The organism is Pseudomonas sp. GGS8, from assembly GCF_024168645.1.
Taxonomy (GTDB): Bacteria; Pseudomonadota; Gammaproteobacteria; order Pseudomonadales; family Pseudomonadaceae; genus Aquipseudomonas.
The window spans coordinates 2,076,139-2,098,966 of the sequence record NZ_JALJWF010000001.1; the positions used below are offsets into that span (position 1 = coordinate 2,076,139).

24 protein-coding genes and 1 pseudogene are annotated in these 22,828 nt (G+C 59.8%); 11 read left to right on the forward strand and 14 right to left on the reverse strand.

The features are described 5' to 3' along the window. Positions 1-96: 96 nt before the first annotated feature. Together gmk and J3D54_RS09130 are read right to left on the reverse strand one after the other, a co-directional pair. Positions 97-717, reverse strand: a complete 621-nt coding sequence (gene gmk / locus J3D54_RS09125; protein ID WP_253417607.1) for a guanylate kinase — start codon at positions 715-717, stop codon at positions 97-99. Positions 718-729: 12 nt separating this feature from the next. After that, positions 730-1,593: a YicC/YloC family endoribonuclease gene (locus J3D54_RS09130; protein ID WP_253417608.1), complete on the reverse strand. Its 864-nt coding sequence runs from the start codon at positions 1,591-1,593 to the stop codon at positions 730-732. A 267-nt stretch (positions 1,594-1,860) separates the two neighbouring features. Between J3D54_RS09130 and rph the strand changes: the two genes are divergently transcribed. Together rph and J3D54_RS09140 are read left to right on the forward strand one after the other, a co-directional pair. After that, entirely contained in the window at positions 1,861-2,583 is a 723-nt protein-coding gene (gene rph / locus J3D54_RS09135; protein WP_007934600.1) for a ribonuclease PH, read from the forward strand. 30 nt (positions 2,584-2,613) lie between these two features. Continuing rightward, on the forward strand, positions 2,614-2,982 hold the full coding sequence (locus tag J3D54_RS09140) for a DUF4870 domain-containing protein (protein ID WP_253417609.1): 369 nt from the start codon (positions 2,614-2,616) through the stop codon (positions 2,980-2,982). A gap of 175 nt (positions 2,983-3,157) precedes the next feature. Here the strand turns inward: J3D54_RS09140 and J3D54_RS09145 are convergent, their stop codons facing one another. Continuing rightward, entirely contained in the window at positions 3,158-3,937 is a 780-nt protein-coding gene (locus tag J3D54_RS09145) for an exodeoxyribonuclease III (RefSeq protein ID WP_007934608.1), read from the reverse strand. Between the two features lie 81 nt (positions 3,938-4,018). On the opposite strand from J3D54_RS09145, the gene pyrE reads away from it, so the two are divergent. Then, on the forward strand, positions 4,019-4,663 hold the full coding sequence (gene pyrE, locus J3D54_RS09150) for an orotate phosphoribosyltransferase (RefSeq protein ID WP_253417610.1): 645 nt from the start codon (positions 4,019-4,021) through the stop codon (positions 4,661-4,663). Between the two features lie 171 nt (positions 4,664-4,834). On the opposite strand, the gene J3D54_RS09155 is transcribed toward pyrE, so the two are convergent. From J3D54_RS09155 to J3D54_RS09165, 3 genes and pseudogenes are all read right to left on the reverse strand, one after another. Beyond that, the gene (locus J3D54_RS09155; protein ID WP_253417611.1) at positions 4,835-5,095 is read right to left on the reverse strand and encodes a zinc ribbon-containing protein; all 261 of its coding nucleotides are present in this window, start codon (positions 5,093-5,095) and stop codon (positions 4,835-4,837) included. Positions 5,096-5,290: 195 nt separating this feature from the next. After that, positions 5,291-6,196: an acetylglutamate kinase gene (argB, locus tag J3D54_RS09160; RefSeq protein ID WP_018927486.1), complete on the reverse strand. Its 906-nt coding sequence runs from the start codon at positions 6,194-6,196 to the stop codon at positions 5,291-5,293. A 25-nt stretch (positions 6,197-6,221) separates the two neighbouring features. Further along, positions 6,222-7,580: pseudogene (locus J3D54_RS09165) on the reverse strand (phosphomannomutase/phosphoglucomutase); the annotation flags it as partial. A gap of 57 nt (positions 7,581-7,637) precedes the next feature. Between J3D54_RS09165 and J3D54_RS09170 the strand changes: the two are divergent. Then, complete coding sequence (locus J3D54_RS09170) at positions 7,638-7,805, forward strand: hypothetical protein (RefSeq protein WP_253417612.1); 168 nt, start codon at positions 7,638-7,640, stop codon at positions 7,803-7,805. Between the two features lie 77 nt (positions 7,806-7,882). Here J3D54_RS09170 and dut read toward each other — a convergent pair whose 3' ends face one another. Together dut and coaBC are read right to left on the reverse strand one after the other, a co-directional pair. Next, positions 7,883-8,338 carry a dUTP diphosphatase gene (gene dut, locus J3D54_RS09175; RefSeq protein WP_007894692.1) on the reverse strand — a complete coding sequence of 152 codons (456 nt, stop codon included), beginning with the start codon at positions 8,336-8,338 and terminating at the stop codon, positions 7,883-7,885. A gap of 5 nt (positions 8,339-8,343) precedes the next feature. After that, positions 8,344-9,552, reverse strand: a complete 1,209-nt coding sequence (gene coaBC, locus J3D54_RS09180; protein ID WP_253417613.1) for a bifunctional phosphopantothenoylcysteine decarboxylase/phosphopantothenate--cysteine ligase CoaBC — start codon at positions 9,550-9,552, stop codon at positions 8,344-8,346. A gap of 133 nt (positions 9,553-9,685) precedes the next feature. Here coaBC and radC point away from each other — a divergent pair, with 133 nt between their 5' ends. Further along, the gene (gene radC, locus J3D54_RS09185) at positions 9,686-10,360 is read left to right on the forward strand and encodes a DNA repair protein RadC (RefSeq protein WP_253417614.1); all 675 of its coding nucleotides are present in this window, start codon (positions 9,686-9,688) and stop codon (positions 10,358-10,360) included. Between the two features lie 137 nt (positions 10,361-10,497). Here the strand turns inward: radC and J3D54_RS09190 are convergent, their stop codons facing one another. After that, positions 10,498-12,084, reverse strand: coding sequence for an ABC transporter substrate-binding protein (locus tag J3D54_RS09190; protein ID WP_253417615.1), 1,587 nt, complete (start codon positions 12,082-12,084; stop codon positions 10,498-10,500). A 446-nt stretch (positions 12,085-12,530) separates the two neighbouring features. On the opposite strand from J3D54_RS09190, the gene rpmB reads away from it, so the two are divergent. Continuing rightward, entirely contained in the window at positions 12,531-12,764 is a 234-nt protein-coding gene (rpmB, locus tag J3D54_RS09195) for a 50S ribosomal protein L28 (protein ID WP_007894701.1), read from the forward strand. 11 nt (positions 12,765-12,775) lie between these two features. Then, positions 12,776-12,931 (forward strand): 50S ribosomal protein L33, encoded by a 156-nt coding sequence (gene rpmG, locus J3D54_RS09200; protein ID WP_007894709.1) that lies wholly within the window; start codon positions 12,776-12,778, stop codon positions 12,929-12,931. A gap of 175 nt (positions 12,932-13,106) precedes the next feature. Here rpmG and J3D54_RS09205 read toward each other — a convergent pair whose 3' ends face one another. Further along, entirely contained in the window at positions 13,107-13,469 is a 363-nt protein-coding gene (locus tag J3D54_RS09205) for a cupin domain-containing protein (RefSeq protein ID WP_253417616.1), read from the reverse strand. A gap of 225 nt (positions 13,470-13,694) precedes the next feature. On the opposite strand from J3D54_RS09205, the gene J3D54_RS09210 reads away from it, so the two are divergent. Together J3D54_RS09210 and J3D54_RS09215 are read left to right on the forward strand one after the other, a co-directional pair. Further along, positions 13,695-15,188, forward strand: a complete 1,494-nt coding sequence (locus J3D54_RS09210) for an aldehyde dehydrogenase (RefSeq protein ID WP_253417617.1) — start codon at positions 13,695-13,697, stop codon at positions 15,186-15,188. 273 nt (positions 15,189-15,461) lie between these two features. Further along, on the forward strand, positions 15,462-16,604 hold the full coding sequence (locus J3D54_RS09215; protein ID WP_253417618.1) for an MFS transporter: 1,143 nt from the start codon (positions 15,462-15,464) through the stop codon (positions 16,602-16,604). Positions 16,605-16,620: 16 nt separating this feature from the next. Here J3D54_RS09215 and J3D54_RS09220 read toward each other — a convergent pair whose 3' ends face one another. Both J3D54_RS09220 and J3D54_RS09225 read right to left on the reverse strand, forming a co-directional pair. Next, entirely contained in the window at positions 16,621-18,201 is a 1,581-nt protein-coding gene (locus J3D54_RS09220) for a phospholipase D family protein (protein WP_253417619.1), read from the reverse strand. A 58-nt stretch (positions 18,202-18,259) separates the two neighbouring features. After that, positions 18,260-19,681 (reverse strand): PLP-dependent aminotransferase family protein, encoded by a 1,422-nt coding sequence (locus J3D54_RS09225; RefSeq protein WP_253417620.1) that lies wholly within the window; start codon positions 19,679-19,681, stop codon positions 18,260-18,262. Between the two features lie 179 nt (positions 19,682-19,860). Here J3D54_RS09225 and J3D54_RS09230 point away from each other — a divergent pair, with 179 nt between their 5' ends. Further along, positions 19,861-20,106: a DUF1127 domain-containing protein gene (locus tag J3D54_RS09230; protein WP_253417621.1), complete on the forward strand. Its 246-nt coding sequence runs from the start codon at positions 19,861-19,863 to the stop codon at positions 20,104-20,106. 144 nt (positions 20,107-20,250) lie between these two features. Here J3D54_RS09230 and J3D54_RS09235 read toward each other — a convergent pair whose 3' ends face one another. Next, on the reverse strand, positions 20,251-21,564 hold the full coding sequence (locus J3D54_RS09235) for an FAD-binding oxidoreductase (protein ID WP_253417622.1): 1,314 nt from the start codon (positions 21,562-21,564) through the stop codon (positions 20,251-20,253). A 147-nt stretch (positions 21,565-21,711) separates the two neighbouring features. Here J3D54_RS09235 and J3D54_RS09240 point away from each other — a divergent pair, with 147 nt between their 5' ends. After that, the gene (locus J3D54_RS09240; protein ID WP_007934627.1) at positions 21,712-22,065 is read left to right on the forward strand and encodes a YkgJ family cysteine cluster protein; all 354 of its coding nucleotides are present in this window, start codon (positions 21,712-21,714) and stop codon (positions 22,063-22,065) included. 123 nt (positions 22,066-22,188) lie between these two features. Here the strand turns inward: J3D54_RS09240 and J3D54_RS09245 are convergent, their stop codons facing one another. Beyond that, the gene (locus J3D54_RS09245) at positions 22,189-22,677 is read right to left on the reverse strand and encodes an Lrp/AsnC ligand binding domain-containing protein (protein ID WP_123403812.1); all 489 of its coding nucleotides are present in this window, start codon (positions 22,675-22,677) and stop codon (positions 22,189-22,191) included. Between the last annotated feature and the right edge of the window lie 151 nt (positions 22,678-22,828).

A 22,828-nucleotide genomic window follows, 5' to 3' on the forward strand; every position in this document is an offset into this window, starting at 1 on the left:
ACCAGCGATTAGGGAAGCGCTGATTTTTTGACCAGGCTCTTCAACGCGCTATAAGCACCAATGTAAAGCCCTTGCAGCGGTTTTGGGAAGCGCTGTTTAGCCGAGCAATTCAGCCAATAATTTGCCATGACGCTGCTGCTGACGCTTCTGATGCAGCTGATTGGCGCGGAAAATCGCCTTCAGATCGTCCAGCGCGTGGGCGAAATTGTCGTTGATGATCAGGTAATCGTAGTCGACGTAATGGCTCATCTCGCTGACGGCTTCGCGCATGCGGCCTTCGATGATTTCGTCGCTGTCCTGGCCGCGATTGGTCAGGCGCTGGTGCAAGGCCTCCAGGGACGGCGGCAGAATGAAGATCGAGCGGGCCTGGGGCATCAATTTGCGCACTTGCTCCGCACCCTGCCAGTCAATTTCCAGAATCAGGTCGTGGCCTTCGTCCAGGGTCTGCTGCAGGTGGCTTTGCGAAGTGCCATAGAGGTTGCCGAACACTTCGGCGCGCTCAAGGAAATCTCCGTGCTCGATCATCTTCACGAACTCGCTGCGTTCGACGAAGTGATAGTTCACGCCGTTCACTTCACCCGGGCGCATGGCGCGGGTGGTGTGGGAGACCGAGACGCGGATCTCCGGATCAGCGTCGGTCAGGGCTTTGACCAAGCTGCTCTTGCCCGCACCCGAAGGTGCGGAAATGATGTACAGGGTGCCGGTGCTGTGGGTCATGTCGGGTTTGCCTTACTCAATATTCTGCACTTGTTCGCGCATTTGCTCGATCAACACCTTGAGGTTGACCGCCGCTTGGGTGCTGCGCGGGTCGAAGGCTTTGGAGCCCAGTGTGTTGGCTTCGCGGTTGAGTTCCTGCATCAGGAAGTCCAGGCGCCGACCGGCAGCGCCGCCGGACTTGAGTACCCGGCGAACTTCGATGATGTGGGTGCTCAGGCGATCCAGTTCTTCGGCGACGTCGCTCTTTTGCGCGAGCATGACCATTTCCTGCTCCAGGCGCTGCGGGTCGAGGTCGGCCTTCATGTCGGTGAAGCGGTCGAGGACTTTCTGGCGCTGGGTGGCGAGCATCTGCGGGACCAACTCACGCAGGATCACCACATCTTCTTCAATGGACGTCAGGCGCTCGTTGATCAACCGCGCCAGCTCCGCGCCTTCGCGCTCGCGGCCGGCCTTGAGTTCTTTCAAACCCTGGTTGAACAACGCCAGGGCTTCGGTATTCAGCGCTTGCGGGTCGGCGGCATCGGCCACCAGTACGCCAGGCCAGGCCAGGACTTCCAACGGGTTCAGTGCGGCCGGGTTTTTGATCAGGCTGGCGACGGTCTCGGCGGCGGCGACCAATTGGGCGGCGCGCTCGCGGTCCACTTGCAGCGGTTTGCCGGTGCTTTCTTCGGTGAAACGCAGGGTGCATTCGAGCTTGCCCCGGGACAGTTCCTGGCGCAGGGCCTCGCGGACCGCGCCTTCGAGGTCGCGGAAAGATTCCGGTAGACGCAGGTGGGGTTCCAGGTAGCGGCTGTTGACCGAGCGCAGCTCCCAGCTCAGGGTGCCCTGGACACCGGCTTTCTCGACGCGGGCGAAGGCGGTCATGCTGTGCACCATGGAGGTACCTCGCAATGCAGGTCGGCGCGTAACCCATGGTTCGCGGACCCGCTATCTGTGAATTAAAGCCGACAGGCAGCAAAGGCGCAGGATTGTAGCGCAGTGACGCGGATGCGCCCAATCACACGCTGTGACAATGAGCTGCAGGCCGTCGGCTACGCTCTATTCAGGGGCTTCGATCGTCGGGCGATTTTTTAGAAGTGCCCACTTGCGGCCCACGGCTCTATAATGCTCGGCAGTTTTCCGTCCCCCGTACAGGTAATCCCTATGAAACGTCCAAGTGGTCGCGCTGCCGATCAGCTCCGCTCGATCCGCATTACCCGCAACTACACCAAACACGCCGAGGGGTCTGTACTGGTCGAGTTCGGTGATACCAAGGTCATCTGCACCGTCAGCGTCGAGAATGGCGTGCCGCGTTTCCTCAAGGGGCAGGGCCAGGGCTGGTTGACCGCTGAATACGGCATGCTGCCGCGCGCCACCGGTGAACGTAACCAGCGTGAAGCGAGCCGCGGCAAGCAAGGCGGCCGCACTCTGGAGATCCAGCGTCTGATCGGTCGTTCCCTGCGCGCTGCGCTGGACATGTCCAAGCTGGGCGACGTCACCCTGTACGTCGACTGCGACGTGATCCAGGCTGACGGCGGCACCCGCACCGCGTCCATCACCGGCGCCATGGTTGCACTGGTCGACGCCTTGAAAGTGATCAAGAAGCGCGGCGGCCTCAAAGGTGGCGACCCGCTCAAGCAAATGATCGCCGCCGTGTCGGTGGGCATGTACCAGGGCGAGCCTGTGCTTGACCTCGACTACCTGGAAGATTCGGCTGCCGAGACTGACCTCAACGTGGTCATGACCAGCACCGGCGGCTTCATCGAAGTCCAGGGCACCGCCGAAGGCGCGCCGTTCCAGCCGGAAGAGCTGAACGCGATGCTGGCACTGGCGAAGAAAGGCATGATCGAGATTTTCGAATTGCAGAAGGCTGCACTGGCTGACTGATTGTTTTGACGTCCGGCAAAGGAGAGCGCCATGAGTGATGAACAGCAGTTGCTTCCCGCTCCGAGCCCCGAGGCTCGCCAGTGGGCGATGTTTTGTCACCTCTCGGCGTTTCTCGGTGTCTGGTTTCCGTTCGGTCACCTGATCGGGCCGCTGATACTCTGGCAGTGGAAGCGTGAAACCGACCCGTTCATCGATACCCAAGGCAAAGAAGCGCTGAACTTTCAGATCACCGTGGCCCTGGTCTCGGGCATCTGTTACGTGCTGATGCTGGTGTTGATCGGTTTTGCGCTGTTGCCGCTGGTTCTGATCGGGGCGATGGTGCTGTGCATCATTGCCGGGCTCAAGGCCAATGACGGGATGCCTTACCGCTATCCCTTCACCTGGCGGTTGGTCAAATAATGATCGGTGAGAATCCCCTTGTGGGAGCGAGCCTGCTCGCGATAGTGGCCTGATAGTTACCGCATCGGCGTCTGTTCTGCCGTCATCGCGAGCAGGCTCGCTCCCACAGTAGAAAATCAGCGCGCACAAAAAAGCCGACAGCAATGTCGGCTTTTTTGCATCTACGAAAAGACGCTTAGATCGTCAGCGTCCAGTCGTAGTCCACGATCAGCGGTGCGTGCTGCGAGAACCGTGGCTGACGTGGCAGGCGTGCGCTGCGTACGAAGCGGCGCAGGCCAGGGGTCAGCAACTGGTAGTCGAAACGCCAGCCCAGGTTGAGCATCTCGGCCTGTTCGTTGTCCGGCCACCAGCTGTACTGGTCGCCTTCGCGGCTGACTTCCCGCAGGGCGTCGACATAACCCATGTTGCCGACAATCTCGTCCATCCAGGCACGCTCAGGTGCCAGGAAGCCCGGGGATTGCTGGCTGTCGCGCCAGTTCTTGATATCCAGCTTCTGTTGCGCCACGTACAGCGAGCCACAATAAATGTACTCGCGACGTTTGCGTCGCTGTTTATCCAGATAACGGGCGAAGTCGTCCATTAGCTTGAACTTCTGGTTCAAGTCTTCATCGCCGTTCTGCCCCGAAGGGAGCAGCAAGGTCGCGATGCTGACCTTGTCGAAATCGGCTTGCAGGTAACGCCCGTAGCGGTCGGCCGTCTCGAAGCCGAGACCGCTGATGACAGCCTTCGGTTGCAACCGCGAGTACAAAGCCACGCCACCTTGGGCGGGAACTTCGGCTTCGCAGGCATAAAGGAAGTAGCCATCCAGTTGGAAGGCTGGATCGTCCAGTTCAAAGGCGGAGGCGCGGGTGTCCTGCAGGCAGATGACGTCGGCATTCTGTGCTTGCAGCCAACTGAGCAAACCACGCTCGACTGCAGCCTGAATACCATTGACGTTCACACTGATGATCCGCATAAGTGGCCCCAAAAATCGCGTGCGGGTATGATACACGGCGTCTACCTAATTAGCTAAATCCGTGGTATTTGGGGTTTTTTCATGCAAGCGTATCAACGCGATTTCATTCGTTTTGCCATCGATCGCGGCGTTTTGCGCTTCGGTGAGTTCACCCTGAAGTCCGGGCGCACCAGCCCATACTTCTTCAATGCCGGCCTGTTCAACTCAGGGAAAGCCTTGGCGCAGCTGGGCCGTTTCTACGCGGCTGCCATCGTCGAAAGCGGTATTCCCTTCGACGTACTGTTCGGCCCGGCCTACAAAGGCATCCCGTTGGCGGCCGCCACCGCTGTGGCACTGGCTGAACATCACGATCGTGACCTGCCATGGTGCTTCAATCGCAAGGAAGCCAAGGCCCACGGCGAAGGTGGCAGCCTGGTCGGCGCGCCATTGACCGGCGACGTGCTGATCATCGACGACGTGATCACCGCGGGCACCGCCATCCGTGAAGTGATGCAGATCATCGCTTCCCAGGACGGCGCCAAGGCTGCCGGCGTGCTGATCGCCCTGAACCGTCAGGAACGTGGCAACGGTGAGTTGTCGGCCATCCAGGAAGTGGAGCGTGACTTCGGTATTCCGGTGATCAGCATCGTTTCGCTGAACCAGGTGCTGGAGTTCCTGGCTGACGATCCGCAGCTCAAGCAACATTTGCCTGCCGTAGAAGCCTATCGCGCCCAGTTCGGCGTGTAACCACACTTCACCTGTGGGAGCGGGCTTGCCCGCGATGGCGGTCGATCAGTCAATGATGATGTTGAATGATATGGCCTCATCGCGGGCAAGCCCGCTCCCACAGCTAACAAAAGACCCCGCTCGGCAATCTGAGCGGGGTCTTTTGTTTATGCATGGCTCGGTTTTCCAGGATTATTCTTTGCTGGTGCTACTGAGCGTCTCGGCCTTTTTAATCCCAGTGGGTTTATTCGTTTTCTCTGGGTACGGATCAGCCACTGCATCGCCCTGGCCAGTCAGAATTCTCCAGCCATGGCGAGTGTGTGCAGTTTTGCGGAGTTGCGGGCACGGTGGCATCGAAGTTTTCGCCTGGTTCGAATACTCATGGCCGCAATCGACGCAGGCATAGGTGCCAGGGGAAACATCGCTGCCGTACGGGACGTAGTCTTTTTGCATGGTCAATCTCCTGTGGGTACAGAGAGATCCTATGCAGATTGCTTCCTTCGTGAAGTCGGACGTTTCGCCCAATCAGGTCAGGCATTTCCGGCGGGCAAAAAAAAGATCGCAGACTTCGTCAACTCCTACAGGTTTTTCGTACATCAGAAAATCCGTAGGTGCTGCCGAGGGCTGCGATCTTTTTAAGGTTTTGAATCAGGGACGCTTGCGATTGCTGATCAGCGTACCCACACCGGTGTCGGTGAAGATTTCCAGCAGAATTGCATTTGGTACTCGACCATCGATGATCAACGAGCTGCCCACTCCGCCTTGTACCGCTTCCAGCGCGCAACGGATTTTCGGCAGCATGCCGCCGTAGATGGTGCCATCGGCGATCAGATCGTCGACTTGCTGGGTGCTCAGGCCGGTCAGGACCTTGCCGCTTTTGTCCATCAGGCCTGCGATATTGGTCAGCAGCATCAGCTTTTCAGCTTTCAGTGCCTCGGCCACTTTACCGGCCACCAGATCGGCGTTGATGTTGTACGACTCGCCGTTGGCACCGACGCCGATCGGCGCGATCACCGGAATGAAATCGCCTTTGACCAGCAGGTTCAGCAGGTCGGTGTTGATGCCGACCACTTCGCCGACGTGGCCGATGTCGATGATTTCCGGCTGGGTCATCTCCGGGGTCTGGCGGGTGACGGTGAGCTTCTTCGCGCGAATCAGCTCGGCGTCTTTACCGGTCAGGCCGATGGCGCTGCCGCCGTGACGGTTGATCAGGTTGACGATGTCCTTGTTGACCTGGCCGCCGAGGACCATTTCCACCACGTCCATGGTCGCAGCGTCGGTGACGCGCATGCCATCGACAAAGTGGCTCTCGATCGACAATCGCTTGAGCAGGTCGCCGATTTGCGGGCCGCCGCCGTGAACCACCACCGGGTTGATGCCGACGGCTTTCATCAGCACGATGTCGCGGGCGAAGCCGGTTTTCAGCTCCTCGCTTTCCATCGCGTTGCCGCCGTATTTGATCACCAGCGTCTTGCCGACATAGCGGCGAATGTAAGGCAGCGCTTCGGACAGGACCTTGGCGGTGTTGGCGGCGGCTTCGCGTTCGAGGGTCATTCAGGGCTCCGGGTGCTTCAATAGATCAAAACGGTAATTGGAGATCAGGTGCAACGCGCTTCAGCTGGACGTGGAACACATCCTTGATGCGTTGTAATTCAGCCTCGTCATCGGCCTCGAAGCGCAGCACCAGCACCGGTGTGGTGTTGGAGGCGCGAACCAGGCCCCAGCCTTTGGCATAGTCGACTCGCACGCCGTCAATGGTGGTCAGGTTGGCGCCTTCACCCCACTGCGCGTCGTGCAGTGCATCAATGATGCTGAATTTGCTCTCTTCGGTCACATGGATATTGATCTCCGGCGTAGAAATATCGTTCGGGAAGGTCGCGAACAACTCTTCCGCGGTGGATTTTTCCTTGCTGAGGATCTCCAGCAGCCGCGCGGCGCTGTAAATGCCGTCGTCGAAACCGAACCAGCGCTCCTTGAAGAAGATATGCCCGCTCATTTCGCCGGCCAACAGGGCGCCGGATTGTTTCATTTTCTTTTTGATCAGCGAGTGACCTGTTTTCCACATCAGCGGGCGACCGCCATATTCCTTGATCAGCGGGATCAGGCGGCGGGTGCATTTGACGTCGAAGATGATTTCCGCGTCGGGGTTGCGTGCTACCACATCCTTGGCGAACAGCATCAGCAGGCGGTCCGGGAACACGACGCTGCCGGTGTTGGTGACCACGCCCACGCGGTCGCCATCGCCGTCGAAGGCCAGGCCCAGGTCGGCGTTGGTTTCCTTGACCTTGGCGATCAGGTCTACCAGGTTTTCCAGCTTGCCCGGGTCCGGGTGATGGTTCGGGAAGTTGCCGTCGACGTCACAGAATAGCGGGATGACTTCGCAGTTCAGGGCTTCGATCAATTGCGGGGCAATCACCCCGGCCGCGCCGTTACCGCAATCGACCACCACTTTCAGGCGACGGGCGAGTTTGATGTCCTGGACGATTTCGGTGTTGTAGCGGTCGAGGATCTCGACCTTGGTGATGCTGCCCTTGCCGCTGCTCAGGTTGTTGGTCTTGAGGCGGTCGTGCAGGGCCTGGATCTGTTCGTTGGCCAAGGTGTCGCCGGCGATGACGATCTTGAAGCCGTTGTAGTTCGACGGGTTGTGGCTGCCGGTGAGCATCACCCCGGATTTGCCGGCCAGTACGTTGGCGGCGTAGTACAGCGCAGGGGTTGGCACCAGGCCGACGTCGCTGACGTGGCAACCGCTGTCGGCCAGGCCCTGGATCAGTTGTTCCACCAGTTCCGGGCCGGACAGGCGACCGTCGCGGCCGACGGACACATTGGGTTCGCCCTGGGCCAGGCTCTGGGAGCCGATGGCGCGACCAAGCCAATAAGCGGTTTCAGCGTTCAAGAATTCCGGGACGGTGCCGCGAATATCGTAGGCGCGGAAGATGCTGTCGGGGAACTTGGGTGCGACTTGGGCTGGGGTGCTCATCTGTAGGAATGCTCCATCTTGAAAGTGGCTGGACAGGCCTGCGAAAAACTCGTGGGCTGGCTCAAACTGAAAGGTATGACGGCGTTTTCGGCAGAGAGTTCGTGGTGTGCAAAGGCCATGTCGCTGCCGTTCGCGAGCGAATGGCAGGCCAATGCCTTGATTTTCGGCGATAAACCTTTCAGGTGAAGTCTGCGCAATTTGTTCGTCCTTGAAATACAGAAAGCAGGTTTCGGGCCGGGCAGGACGCCCCGGCCGCTTTTTGATCAGTGACTGCCGGAATGTCCGAACCCGCCGGTGCCGCGCTGGGTTTCGACGAATTCTTCGACCATTTCGAAGTGCGCTTGAACCACCGGCACCAGCACCAGTTGGGCCAGGCGTTCGCCAACGACCATGTTGAAATCGGTCTGGCCACGGTTCCAGCACGAGACCATCAGCGGGCCCTGGTAGTCGGAGTCGATCAGGCCGACCAGATTGCCCAGCACGATGCCGTGCTTATGGCCCAGGCCCGAGCGCGGCAGAATCAAGGCTGCCAGGCCCGGATCACCGATATACACCGACAGGCCGGTAGGGATCAGCAGGGTTTCGCCCGGCTTGATGACGGTGTCTTTTTCCAGCATGGCGCGCAGGTCGAGGCCGGCGGAGCCGGGCGTGGCGTACTGCGGCAGCGGAAATTCGGTGCCGATGCGTGGGTCGAGGATCTTGGCTTGCAAAGCGTGCATGTAAATTAAACCTGGTTCAGACGTTCGGCGATAAAAGTGATCAGCTGGCGGGCAATCTTGCCTTTGCTGGTCTGGGCAAAAACAGTGGCGTGCAGCTCCCGATCGATCACGCTGCAGGCGTTTTCTTCGCTGTTGAAGCCAATACTCGGGTTGGCGACGTCGTTGGCGACGATCAGGTCGAGGTTCTTGTCTTTCAACTTGCGGGCAGCGTAGTCGAGCAGGTGTTCGGTTTCGGCGGCAAAGCCGACACTAAACGGGCGGTCGGGACGGGTGGCGATGGTGGCCAGGATGTCTGGGTTGCGCACCATTTGTAGCAGCAAGCCGTCGCCGCTCGTAGGGTCTTTCTTGAGTTTCTGTGGGGCCACGACTTCCGGGCGGTAGTCCGCGACCGCTGCCGAGGCGATAAACAAGTCGCAAGGAATCGCGGCTTCACAGGCAGCGAGCATGTCACGGGCGCTGACCACGTCAATGCGGGTGACGCGATCCGGAGTGGGCAGGTGCACCGGGCCGGTGATCAGGGTGACGCGGGCGCCGGCTTCTACCGCGGCTTCGGCCAGGGCAAAGCCCATCTTCCCAGAGCTGTGGTTGGTGATGTAGCGCACCGGGTCGATGTTTTCCTGGGTCGGGCCCGCAGTGATCAGCACGTGTTTGCCGGTCAGCGCCTGGCGCTGGAAGCAGTCTGCGGCGCACTGGGCGAGGTCCGTGGCTTCGAGCATGCGGCCCATGCCGACGTCGCCGCAGGCCTGGCTGCCGGAGGCTGGGCCGAAGACTTTGAGGTCGCGGTTTTCGAGGGTCTGCAGGTTGGCCTGGGTCGCCGGGTCGCGCCACATGGCCTGATTCATTGCTGGAGCCACGGCGACCACCGCGTCGGTGGCCAGTACCAGCGTGGTCAGCAGGTCGTCGGCAATGCCTTGGGCCAGACGGGCAATCAGGTCCGCAGTGGCGGGGGCAATCAGCACCAGGTCGGCCCATTTGGCCAGTTCGATGTGGCCCATGGCGGCTTCGGCCGCCGGGTCCAGCAGGTCCAGATGGACCGGGTGCCCGGACAGGGCTTGCATGGTCAGCGGGGTAATGAATTCGCTGCCACCACGGGTCATGACCACGCGCACTTCGGCGCCCTGGTCGATCAGGCGGCGAACCAGCTCGGCGCTCTTGTAGGCAGCAATGCCGCCGCCGACGCCCAGAACGATGCGTTTCCGATACAGCCGCTGCATAGGTCTGCCTTTCATTTCGTTGATGACTGCATGGCGATACCCCCTCCCCAGGGATGAAATCGCCTGCAAAAAAGATGGGCTACGATATCACAGCGACCGCTACGGAACAGCGGCGCCCACACATGGAGGTGTTATGAGTATTCGCGATTGGCCGGCGGCGGAGCGGCCGCGGGAGAGGTTACTGGAGTTGGGCTCGGCGAGCCTTTCGGACGCCGAACTGCTGGCGATTTTTTTACGAACCGGCGTATCGGGCAAAAGCGCGGTGGACCTGGCGCGACACCTGTTGAGTCAGTTTGGCAGTCTGCGCTCACTGCTCGAGGCCGATCAGGCGGCGTTCAGCAGGCAGTTGGGGCTCGGTCCAGCGAAATTCGCTCAATTGCAAGCGGCGCAGGAAATGGGCAGGCGGCATTTGGCCGAACGTGCTCGGCAAAAACCGGCGCTGGAAGATCCACAAACGGTTCGTGATTATCTGAAGTCGATGCTCCGACACGAGCCGCACGAGGTGTTCGGCTGTCTGTTTTTGGATTCCAGGCATCAAGTACTGACCTTTGAGGCATTGTTCCGCGGCTCTATCGACAGCACGAGTGTCCATCCAAGGCAGGTGGTCAAGCGTGCCTTGGCCCACAATGCTGCCGCAGTGATCCTCTGCCACAACCATCCGTCGGGCAACACCAACCCCAGTCAAGCCGATCGAGTGCTGACCAAGCGCCTCCAGGCTGCGCTGGACCTGATCGATGTGCGGGTACTCGACCATTTCATCATCGGTGACGGCGATCCGTTATCCATGGCCGAATACGGGTGGATGTGAGGGGAGGGGTATCGAATACGAAGCCCATGTGGGAGCGGGCTTGCCCGCGATTGCGTCGGTACAGGCAGCCTCTATGTTGAATTTGCCGGCCTCATCGCGGGCAAGCCCGCTCCCACAGGTTTTTTTGGGCGACTCGATTACTTGAAACTGACCTTCGAGTAATCCTGCCGGCCAAACGGACTCACCTGATAACCCTGCACGTCCTTGCGTGTCAGGGCAAAGGCCGTCGGGTGAGCCAGCGGCAGCCATAACGCCTGTTGCTGGATCTGTGTCTGGGCCTGTTCGTAGAGCTTGGTGCGTACACCTTGCTCGCCGGTGGTCTTGCCGGCACTGATCAGCTTGTCCAGGTCCTGGTTGCAGTAACGGGCGAAGTTGGTGCCGGATTTGACCGCCGCGCAGGAAAACTGCGGTGTGAGGAAGTTGTCCGGGTCACCGTTGTCGCCGGCCCAGCCCATGAACAGCAGGTCGTGCTCGCCGGCCTTGGCGCGGCGAATCAGTTCGCCCCATTCGATCACGCGGATCTCGGCCTGAATGCCGATTTCCGCCAGGTCGGATTGAAGCAATTGCGCGCCGAGGCTCGGATTGGGGTTCAGCAGGCTGCCGGAAGGGCGAGTCCAGATGGTGGTCTGGAAACCGTTCTTGAGCCCAGCCTTGGCCATCAATGCCCGTGCTTTCTCGACATCATGAGGGTAGCCCGGCAAATTCTTGGCGTAGCTCCAGGTATTGGGCGGGTAGGGACCGCTGGCAGGTTCGGCGGTGTCTTCGAACACAGCTTTGACGTAGTTGGCCTTGTCGAACGCGAGGTTGATTGCCTGGCGCACTTCCGGCTTGTCCAGCGGTGGATGCTGACTGTTGATGCCGACGAACGCGGTCATGAACGCGTCAGTCTTTTCCACCTTCAGAGTCGGTTCCTGCTTCGCAGCCTGTACGTCCAGCGGTTTAGGCGACAGGGCGATCTGGCACTCGTTGCGGCGCAACTTCTGCAAGCGCACGTTGGCGTCCGGGGTGATCGCGAAGATCAACGGGTCCACCGATGGCTTGCCCTGGAAGTAGTCGCGGTTGGCCTGATAGCGAATCGAGGCATCTTTCTGGAAACGCGTGAAGATGAACGGGCCGCTGCCGATCGGCTGACTGTTGAGTTTCTCCGGAGTGCCGGCCTTCATCAGTTGGTCGGCGTATTCGGCCGAATAGATCGAGGCGAAGCCCATGCTCAGAGTCGGCAGGAACGTCGAGTCCGGGTGATCGAGGGTGAAACGGATAGTGAGCGGGTCCAGTGCGTCGATCTTCTTGATCAGCGTCGGTAACTGCATCGACTGCGCGTGTGGGAAGCCGCTCTGGGCAACTTTGTGCCATGGGTTTGCCGGGTCGAGCATGCGGTCGAAGCTGAACTTCACGTCTTCGGCAGACAGGTCACGGGTCGGGCTGAAATACTCGGTGTGGTGAAATTTCACCTGTGGGTGCAACTTGAAGATGTAGGTCAGGCCGTCGGGCGTGACTTCCCAGCTGTCCGCAAGGCTGGCGACCACTTTGCCGCTGGCCGTGTCGAAGTCCACCAGGCGGTTCATCAGCACGTCGGCCGAGGCGTTGGTGGTGGTCAACGAGTTGTATTGCACCACATCGAACCCCTCCGGGCTGGCCTCGGTGCAGACGCTAAGGGCGGCTGCATGGGCCAGGGGGCTCAGTAGAAGCGGGGCAAGCAGCAACGATAGGGCAGCGAGGCGCATGGTCGGTTTCCTTTACAGATCGAAGGCCCATCTGCAAGTGCAGTCTGGAAAAGGCTTACCCTAGTGGGCTCTTTTGCAAATGACTATCCCCTTTTTCATTTTCAGGGGAGTATGGGCGATTGTTTTCGGTGAGTGGCGGTTGAGAAAACCCGGAATTGGCCTGTTGGCCGATTCTCTGCGACGAGCGGTCGTTATCGGGCTTAGCCTTTGTCCAAGGCACTCGGCGCCCGAAAAGCCGGCTTTTTATCAACTCAATGCACACCGGTTGTTGTTGCTCTCTGGTCTTTCTGGTATAAAGCAGCGCTCTTTTCTAGGGGCCCGGTTCCTTCGTTTGTAGGTGTAGCCGGTAAGACCCTTAAAGAAACGCGGCGCCTGGCGCCAAATGACTGAGAGATTAAGCGGCCAACCCATGCCGGGTTGGGCATGTGGTTTTAGAGGGCTGAGGCATGTCGAGAGTCTGTCAAGTTACCGGTAAGGGTCCGGTGACTGGGAATAACATTTCCCACGCAAACAACAAAACCCGTCGTCGTTTCCTGCCGAACCTGCAGCATCATCGCTTCTGGGTTGAAGAAGAGAAACGTTTCGTGCGTCTGCGCGTATCTGCCAAAGGCATGCGTATCATCGACAAGCGTGGCATCACTGTCGTGCTGGCCGAAATCCGCAAAGCCGGCAAGATCTAAGGGAGCTAATCATGCGTGAATTGATTCGTTTGATTTCGAGCGCCGGTACTGGTCACTTCTACACTACCGACAAGAACAAGCGCACTACTCCGGACAAAATCGAGATCAAGAAATTTGATCCGGTTGTTCGTAAGCACGTGATCTACAAAGAAGGCAAAATCAAGTAATTGATTTTTCCTCCTTACGAAAAAGGCCCGTATCGCGAGATACGGGCCTTTTTTGTTGCCTGTCGGTTATGCGTTGCCCGCGGGCAAGCCTCACTCCCACGGGCTTTGTGATCGACACAGATCCCTGTGGGAGCGGGCTTGCCCGCGATGGGGGCGGCCCAGGCAGCGCAAATCCTCAGGCCTTCTGTTCAAACACCACATAAATCTTGCGGCACGGCTCCAGCACTTCCCAGGTGCCTTTGAAGCCGGCCGGAATCACGAAGCGATCGCCCACACGCAGGGTCTTGGCGGCGCCGTTGTCATCGCGCAGCACTGACACTCCCTGAACGATTTCGCAGTATTCGTGTTCGGTGTAGTTCACCCGCCACTGGCCGACTTGGCCTTCCCAAACGCCTGCACTCATCTGGCCGCACGGGCTGTTGTAGTGGTTGTACACCGCTTGCTCGGGGTCACCCTTGAGGACTTTCGCCGGGTCTGGTCGATAGCGATCGGGCTGCGTGTTGGCCTGGCTGAAATCGACGATATCCTGAATGTTCATGCTGGTATTCCCCCGTGATTGCGGTGCGAGTGGAAAGTCTATGTTTATTAAAATGAACATCGCAAGGCTGTTTGCCGGCCTTATGTCAAATATATTGAAACATCACCCGCCGCTGGTTTAGGGTAACGGTTGCCTTGAGCCGAAAAGCAGGCTGGCCGGGCAGAATGACTGACAGCGCCCGCGATGAGCGCGGGCGCTCGTATTCAATAAGAGGAGGACACTCGTATGACCACCCTGACTCGTGCCGACTGGGAACAACGGGCTCGCGATCTGAAGATCGAAGGCCGCGCCTACATCAATGGCGAATACACCGATGCAGTCTCCGGTGCAACGTTCGAGTGCATCAGCCCGGTCGATGGCCGTCTGCTGGGCAAGATTGCCAGCTGTGACGCCGCCGATGCCCAGCGTGCCGTGGAAAACGCTCGTGCCACGTTCAATTCCGGTGCCTGGTCGCGCCTGGCGCCGACTAAACGCAAAGCCACCATGATTCGTTTTGCCGGCCTGCTGAAACAGCACGCTGAAGAGCTGGCCTTGCTCGAAACCTTGGACATGGGCAAGCCAATCAGCGATTCCCTGTACATCGACGTTCCCGGTGCGGCGCAAGCCCTTAGCTGGAGCGGTGAGGCCATCGACAAGCTCTACGATGAAGTCGCCGCCACCCCACACGATCAGCTGGGGCTGGTAACTCGCGAGCCGGTTGGCGTGGTCGGTGCGATCGTGCCGTGGAACTTCCCGTTGATGATGGCCTGCTGGAAGCTCGGCCCGGCGCTGTCCACCGGTAACTCGGTGATCCTCAAGCCTTCCGAAAAATCGCCGCTGACGGCTATTCGCATTGCAGAGCTGGCGGTTGAAGCCGGTATCCCGAAAGGTGTGCTGAACGTGCTGCCGGGCTACGGTCACACCGTCGGCAAGGCCTTGGCCCTGCACAATGATGTCGACACCCTGGTGTTCACCGGTTCGACCAAGATCGCCAAGCAATTGTTGATCTATTCCGGCGAATCGAACATGAAGCGCGTCTGGCTTGAAGCTGGTGGCAAGAGCCCGAACATAGTGTTCGCCGATGCGCCGGACCTGCAGGCCGCCGCCGAGTCGGCTGCCAGCGCCATTGCCTTCAATCAGGGCGAAGTCTGCACTGCCGGTTCGCGCCTGCTGGTTGAGCGTTCGATCAAAGACAAATTCCTGCCATTGGTGATCGAAGCCCTCAAGGCCTGGAAGCCGGGCAACCCGCTGGACCCGGCGACCAACGTCGGTGCGCTGGTGGATACCCAGCAAATGAACACCGTGCTGTCTTACATCGAATCCGGTCACACCGATGGCGCCAAACTGGTGGCTGGTGGCAAGCGCATTCTTCAGGAAACCGGGGGCACCTACGTCGAGCCGACGATTTTCGACGGTGTCAGCAACGCGATGAAAATTGCCCAGGAAGAGATCTTTGGCCCGGTGTTGTCGGTGATCACTTTCGATACCGCTGAAGAAGCCGTTGCGATTGCCAACGACACCCCTTACGGCCTCGCCGCTGCGGTATGGACCACGGACATCTCGAAGGCTCACCTCACCGCCAAGGCTTTGCGCGCCGGCAGTGTGTGGGTCAATCAGTACGATGGCGGCGATATGACCGCGCCGTTCGGTGGCTTCAAACAGTCCGGCAATGGTCGCGACAAGTCGTTGCACGCGTTCGACAAGTACACCGAGCTGAAGGCGACCTGGATCAAGTTGTAAGCCTGTGTGGAGCCCGATTGAACATCGGGCTCCTGAATGACACAGATCCCCTGTGAGAGCGGGCTTTTGTGGCGAGGGGGCTTGTCGGAGCGCCGCATCGCCCCGTTCGGCTGCGAAGCAGGCGCAAGACCATTGCATGCTGTGTACTTTATACACCGCAGACGCAGGTTTTGGGGCCGCTCCGCGACCCAACGGGGGCAAGCCCCCTCGCCACAAAAGCCCGCTCCCACAGTGCTTTGCGCTGTACATAAAATATCCACAGGAGCGTGGAACATGCGTTGGGCGACTTATTTCGCCGTCTTGGCGTCTGTCTTGAGTGTCGGCCTGGCCCTGGGCGTCAGCATGCCGTTGGTGTCGCTGCGTCTGGAAGGCTGGGGTTACGGCTCGTTCGCGATCGGCGTGATGGCGGCGATGCCGGCCATTGGCGTACTGCTGGGGGCGAAGATCTCCAGTCATCTCGCGGCCCGTCTTGGCACGGCCAATCTGATGCGCCTGTGCCTGTGGGCTGGGGCGGTGTCCATCGGCTTGCTGGCGATGTGGCCGAGCTACCCGATCTGGCTGGTGCTGCGGTTGACGATCGGGGTGATCCTGACCCTCGTCTTCATCCTCGGCGAAAGCTGGATCAACCAACTGGTGGTCGAGCAATGGCGCGGCCGATTGGTGGCGCTGTATGGCAGCAGCTATGCGCTGAGTCAGTTGGCCGGGCCGCTACTTTTGGGGGCGTTGGGCACCGAGCACGATTACGGCTTCTGGGTCGGTGTCGGTTTGCTGATGACGTCACCGTTCCTGCTGCTGGGCCGCAGCGGAGCGCCCACCAGTGAAGCCTGCGGCGTGACCCTCAGCGACTTGCTGAACTTCTGCCGCAGCCTGCCGGCAATTGCCTGGGCGGTGTCGTTGTTTGCTGCATTCGAAGCGATGATTCTGACCTTGTTGCCGGTCTACTGCCTGCGTCAGGGCTTTACCACGGAAATCGCCCTGGCGATGGTCAGTACGGTGGTGGTGGGTGATGCCTTGTTGCAATTGCCGATTGGCGCGCTGGCGGATCGCTTGTCGCGGCGTACATTGTTCACCGGTTGCGCAATGCTTTTGCTGCTGTCGAGTCTGGCGATTCCGTTGTTGATCAATACGCTGTTGATCTGGCCGTTATGGGTGTTGTTTGGTGCCAGTGCCGGTGGTTTGTTCACCTTGTCGCTGATCTTGATAGGCGAGCGTTATCGCGACGATGCGCTGGTGCGGGCCAATGCCCATATCGCGCAGTTGTGGGGCATCGGTTGTCTGATCGGGCCGTTGGCAGCCGGCGCCGGCAGCCAGTGGATCAGCGGGCATGCCTTGCCGTTGCTGATGGCGGCGGGCGCGTTGGGGTTGGTGATTCTGGTGTCGAGGCAAGGGGCGTTTGGCACGGTGCAGCCGGCATAGCTCCGGGCAATTCAAGCTACAGCATCCGCTCCAGGCCGACCATGCTGCTGAGCCATGAACTGAAATGCCGCCACCAACTTCCCGGTTCTTTGGTCAGTGTGTGCGGCTTGCCGTCATCTTCAGTGACCCAGACCATCTGACCCTTTTCCAGCCGGGTCTGGTAGCTGAGGGGTGGCGCCATACCCTCCAGCGCCAGTTCGCGCACCCGTCCGGCGAGCTGCGGGTTGTCCACCAGCACCCCGACTTCGGTGTTCCACAGTGCTGAGCGCGAGTCGAAATTGAACGAGCCGATGAAGGCTTTCTGCTGGTCGAAAATCATCGCCTTGCTGTGCAGGCTGGAGTCGGAACTGTGAGAGGGCCCGCTCCCGCTGTGGAACAGGTGCGGTCCGCTGCCGCTGCCGCCTGTGTCACCGGGCTGGCGGCGCAATTCGAACAATTGCACACCGTGCTCCAGCAAGGCTTTTCGATAGGGCGCGTAACCACCATGCACAGCGGGTACATCAGTGGCTTCCAGTGAATTGGTCAGCAAGCGGATCGACACGCCGGCATCGGCGCGACTGGTCAAGTACACCAGCCCCGGTTGGCCGGGCACGATGTAGGCCGAAACCATGATCAGCTCCTTGGTGACCCCATTGAGTTCGGGGGCCAACTGGGTGGTCAACAGCAAGTGCGGGGCCGGCTCGCCGTTGGCCAGCACCTTGCTTGGTGCGTCCCACAGCGCCTGGTTCCAGGCCCAGATCAGCTCCTGGCGCCAGATATCCAGGCGCGGATGAGTGGTATAGGTCATCAACTGTTGGTAGAGCGCGTGATTCTGTTTGCGCGTTTCCTCCAGGGATTCGTCCAGTCGAGTCCGGGTATTTTCCAAGTCCTTGGGTGTCGGCCTGATCGAGAGAAACTGCTCGATCGGCTTGCTCAGAGCACTGTTCCAATACTCGTCGAAGCTATGCCCCAGCTGCTCGGCAACCGGGCCGACGCTGAGCATGTCGATGTCGGTGAAATTACGGTTGGGCTCGGCATCGAAGTACTCGTCCCCCAGGTTGCGCCCGCCAACGATTGCCACGCTGTTGTCCGCCACCCACAGTTTGTTGTGCATGCGGCGATGTTGCTGCGACAGGTTGAACAGCCGGCCCATGGTACGCGTCACGACGGTGCTGCGGCCCAGGTGCAGAGGGTTGAACACGCGGATCTGAATTTTCGGATGGACAGCGAGGGTTGCGATGACTTGGTCCAGGCCATCGCTGGTGGTGTCGTCGAGCAGAATCCGCACCCGCACGCCGCGGTCGGCGGCCTTGAGCAGCTCGCTTATCAGAATCCGTGCGCTGATGCCGTCATGGACGATGTAGTACTGCAAGTCGAGGCTGCTTTGGGCGTGGCGAATCAGCTCGGCGCGTGCGCTGAACGCCTCCGTGCTATCGGACAGCAAGCGAAAGCCCGATTGGCCTTTATGTGGGGCGGCCTGGGTCTGGATCGAGCGGCCGAACGCCGAGTCTTCCGCAGGCAGGGCCTGACTCGGTTCGCGAGGGACGGGGAGCGTCGCGCAGCCACCCAGGAACGAGGCGAGTAACAGCAGAGCAAGCAGGGGCTGTCTGAGTCTCACGGGGAATGTTCCGGTGGCGGCCGTTGTTAGTATATGGACGCCGTATCCCGAAGAAAGGTCAGTCGGTTTGTGCCAGCAGTTTTATTGCTGTCGCCCCCACCTTGCGCACAGCTTCTTCAATCTGCGGGGTCGTTTTGGCAGCGTAGTTCATCCGCAGGCAGTTGCGGTATTTGCCCGAGGCGGAAAAGATACTGCCGACGGCAATCTGCACGCCTTGATCATGTAGAGCACGATTGAGTTTCAGGGTGTCGAAGCCCTCCGGCAGTTCCACCCACAGCATGAAGCTGCCTTGCGGACGGCTGGCGCGGGTACCGGCGGGGAAATAGCGGGTGACCCAATCGATCATCGCGTCGCGATTGCGCTGGTATTGCATACGCATCCGCCGCAAATGTGGTTCGAAGTGTCCGGCCTCGAGAAATTCGGCGATCGCAATCTGTGGTTGCGGCGCGGTGGAGCCGGTGCTGATGTACTTCATGTGCAGCACTCGTTCCAGATAACGGCCCGGGGCGACCCAGCCAATGCGCAGGCCCGGTGCCAGGGTCTTGGAAAAGGAGCTGCAGAGCAGGACACGGCCGTCTTCGTCGAAGGATTTGATCGTACGCGGGCGCGGGTAGGTGTAGGCCAGTTCGCCATACACATCGTCCTCGATAATCGCCACATCGAAACGCTGCGCGAGGCTCAACAGCGCACGCTTGCGCGACTCCGGCATGATGTAGCCCAGCGGGTTGTTGCAGTTGGGGGTCAACTGTATGGCCTTGATCGGCCATTGTTCCAATGCCAGCTCCAAGGCATCGAGGCTGATACCGGTGAGCGGGTCGGTAGGGATTTCCAGCGCTTTCATGCCCAGGCCCTTGAGGGTCTGCATGGCGCCATGAAAGCTTGGCGAATCCACCGCGACGATGTCACCCGGCCCGCAGATGGCGCGGATACTGGTCGACAGTGCTTCGTGGCAACCGGTAGTGACCACCAGATCGTTGGCGCTCAACTGGCAGCCGGAGTCGAGCATCAGGCGGGCGATTTGCTCACGCAGTTCGAGGGTGCCGCAGATGTTGTCGTAATACAGGCCTCGCATGTCCTGCTGGCGGCTGATTCGTGCCAGGTTGCGCAGCAGCGGTTTCATGGTCGGCGAGGTGATGTCCGGCATGCCGCGGCCCAGCTGCACGACATCCTTGCGCGGCACGGCGCGGATCAGTTCCAGCACCTGATCCCACTGCGAAATATCCACCGGGCGTTGGGCGGGGCGGCCAATCACCGGCAGTTCCGGCAGCTCGCGGCTCACCGGTACGAAATAGCCGGATTTGGGTTTGGGCATCGCCAGACCTACGTCTTCCAGTACGCGATAGGCCTGCTGCACCGTGCTCAGGCTGACCCCGTGCTCGACACTCAGCGCCCGCACCGAGGGCAGCCGGTCACCGGGGCGATAGAAGCCCTGTTCGATACGTGTGCCGAGCAGCTCGGCGAGGTTGACGTAAAGGGTCATGGTGCAGTCTCGATGTGGGTGATTCGGTTAACCAATACAGATGGGGCAAAAATAAGTGATTCAGAGGCCGAAACAGAAAAACTGTATGGAATTAATACTGCTCAGTTGAATCTGTAATGCTTTTTGCCGTCCACGCATCATGAAAGCTCTGGCTACCCAAGTAAACAGGAGCGACGAAAATGAACGGCTTGAGCGATGTGCGGCTGACGTTACACAGTCAGGAACTGGCGGCAGGGCAAAAGAACGGCGCGCGCGAGGCAGTCATGCGCAACGCACCGTCCTGCCTGGGACGCTGGGGTCTGTTCTGGCATCGTCTGCACACGCGTAAAGCGTTGCTGGAACTGACGCCGGAGCAACTCAAGGATGTCGGGTTGAGTCGGGAGCAGGCGCGGGAGGAGGGGCTCAAACCGTTCTGGCGGATCTGAGTTCTGTGGCGTTCTTGCGGGCCTCATCGCGGGCAAGCCTCGCTCCCACAGGGATTAGCGGTGAACACAATTCTTGTGAACATCAGCGACCATTGTGGGAGCGGGCTTGCCCGCGATGAGGCCCGCAAGAACTCAGCAAACCGATCAGATCAACTCTTTAAGACGATGCCACAACATCCCCAACGCCAACAACGGCGAACGCCAATGTTTGCCGCCCGGAAAGGTAATGTGCGGCACTTGGGCAAACAGATCGAACCCGCCGCTGTGCTGCCCGTCGATGGCCTCAGCCAATAATTTTCCCGCCAGGTGTGTGGCGTTTACGCCATGACCGGAATAGGCCTGGGCGTAATACACATTCGGCTGGTCCTTCAGTCGACCGATCTGTGGCAGGCGATTGGCGCCGATGCCGATCATGCCGCCCCATTGATAGTCGATCTTCACCCCGGCCAATTGCGGGAACACCGCCAGCATCTTCGGACGCATGTACGCGGCGATGTCCTTCGGGTCACGTCCTGAATAATGGCAGGCGCCGCCGAACAGCAAGCGTCGGTCTGCCGAGAGACGGTAATAATCCAGCGCTACCCGTTGATCGCAGACGGCCATGTTCTGCGGCAGCAGCGCGTGAGCCTGCTCTTCGCTCAGTTGTTCGGTGGCGATGATGTAACTGCCGGCGGGCAGCACTTTGCCGCCAAGTTGCGGGTTGAGATCGTTGAGGTAGGCGTTGCAGCCCAGCACCAGAGTCTTGGCGCGGACCGAGCCCTGGGCGGTGTGGACCTTGATCTCGGCGCCGTAGTCGATGCGGGTCACCGCCGACTGTTCGAACAGCTTGGCGCCCAATTGCCGGGCGGCGGCCGCTTCGCCCAGTGCCAGGTTCAGTGGGTGCAGATGTCCGGAGCCCATGTCGATCAAGCCGCCAACGTAGCGATCGGAGCCCACCACACTGTGCATTTCGTTGGCTTGCAGCAGACGGGTTTCGTAACGATAGCCGAGGCTGCGCAATTCATCGGCGTCTTCGGCGAAGCCTTCCAGATCGTGGGCTTTGTTGGCGAGGTCACAGTAACCCCAGGTCAGATCGCAAGGGATCTGAAAACGCTCGATCCGCTGCCGGACGATTTCCACCGCTTCCAGCCCCATCAGTTTTATCTGACGCACACCGTCTGCACCGATCACGTGGGTGAACTGATCGAGGCCATGGCCGACACCGCGAATCAATTGCCCGCCATTGCGTCCGCTGGCGCCCCAGCCGATCTTGTGCGCTTCCAGCAGCACCACGCTGAGACCACGTTCGGCCAGTTCGAGCGCCGTGTTCAGCCCGGAGAACCCACCGCCCACCACGCACACGTCAGCAACCAGCTCGCCGGTGAGCAACGGAAGGTCGGGTTGCGGCAGGCTGCTGGCGGCGTAATAAGAGGCGACGTGCCGGTGGTTAGGGGCAGGTTGCTGAACGGGGGCGTTCATGGACGTCATCCTGATGCGTGTGTTTGAAAAAGTTGACGGAGCATAAGCCGCTGCTTCGCAGGCGGGCAACATTGGTCGGTTGGCGCTGTCTGGATCGGGGCTTTTGCGTCAGAATCCCGGTCTATTCCGCATTCGGTCACCGCTTCGATGAGCTGCAACAGTCAGAAAATTCGCACGCTACGCCAGCAGATTCCCACCTTTGAATGCGTGCCCGGCTGCCATGACTGCTGTGGGCCGGTGACCACCTCGCCCGAAGAAATGTCCCGCCTGCCGCGCAAGACCAGGGCCGAGCAGGATGCAGCGATGGATGAACTCAATTGTGTCCATCTGGGCCCCAACGGCTGCACGGTGTATGACGAGCGACCGCTGATCTGCCGTCTGTTCGGTACCACTAAGACGTTGCCATGCCCCAATGGCCGGCGGCCGGTGGAGCTGATTCATCCGCGGGTCGAGAAGCAGATTCATGAATACATGGCTTCGACGCGGCAGGTGTTGGTCTGACTGTTGAGTTAATCAGAGTCACCGAGTCGACACCATCGCGGGCAAGCCCGCTCCCACAGGATCGGTGCAACATCTGTGGGAGCGGGCTTGCCCGCGATGGGCCAGAACATGCACCACAAAGCCTCAATCCGGAATCGGCAGACTCAAGCTCTCTTTCACTTCTTCCATCACGATATAGCTCTTGGATTCGCGCACATGTGGCAACTTGAGCAGGATGTCGCCCAGCAGTTTGCGGTACGAGGCCATCTCGGAGATCCGCGCTTTCACCAGGTAATCGAAGTCCCCTGACACCAAATGGCATTCCAGCACGTGGGGCAGTTTCAGTACCGCGCGTCGGAACTCTTCGAAAGTATCGCCGGATTTGTAGTCGAGGCTGATCTCGACGAACACCAACAGACTACCCTTCAGGTGCTGCGGATTCAGCCGGGCGTTGTAGCTCATGATGATCCCTTCGCGCTCCAGCCGCCGTACCCGTTCGGTGCAGGGGGTGGTGGAGAGGCCGACCTTTTCCCCCAGTTCAGTGAAGGAAATACGCCCGTCCGCTTGCAGGATCCGCAGGATGTTGCGGTCGATCTTGTCCAGCTCACGTTTGGTCTGAGTGTTGGTCCGCATAGGGGATGCGCCTCCGTGAAAAGGGTTTTTGCCGAGAATTGTCGCCAAATATAAGCACTTATATAGTGAAAAGCACTGGCTAATCTTTTTTACACTGCCCACATCTTCGGTCTGCACAATAAACGTCAGCGGTAAGCCGCGATGAGGGATA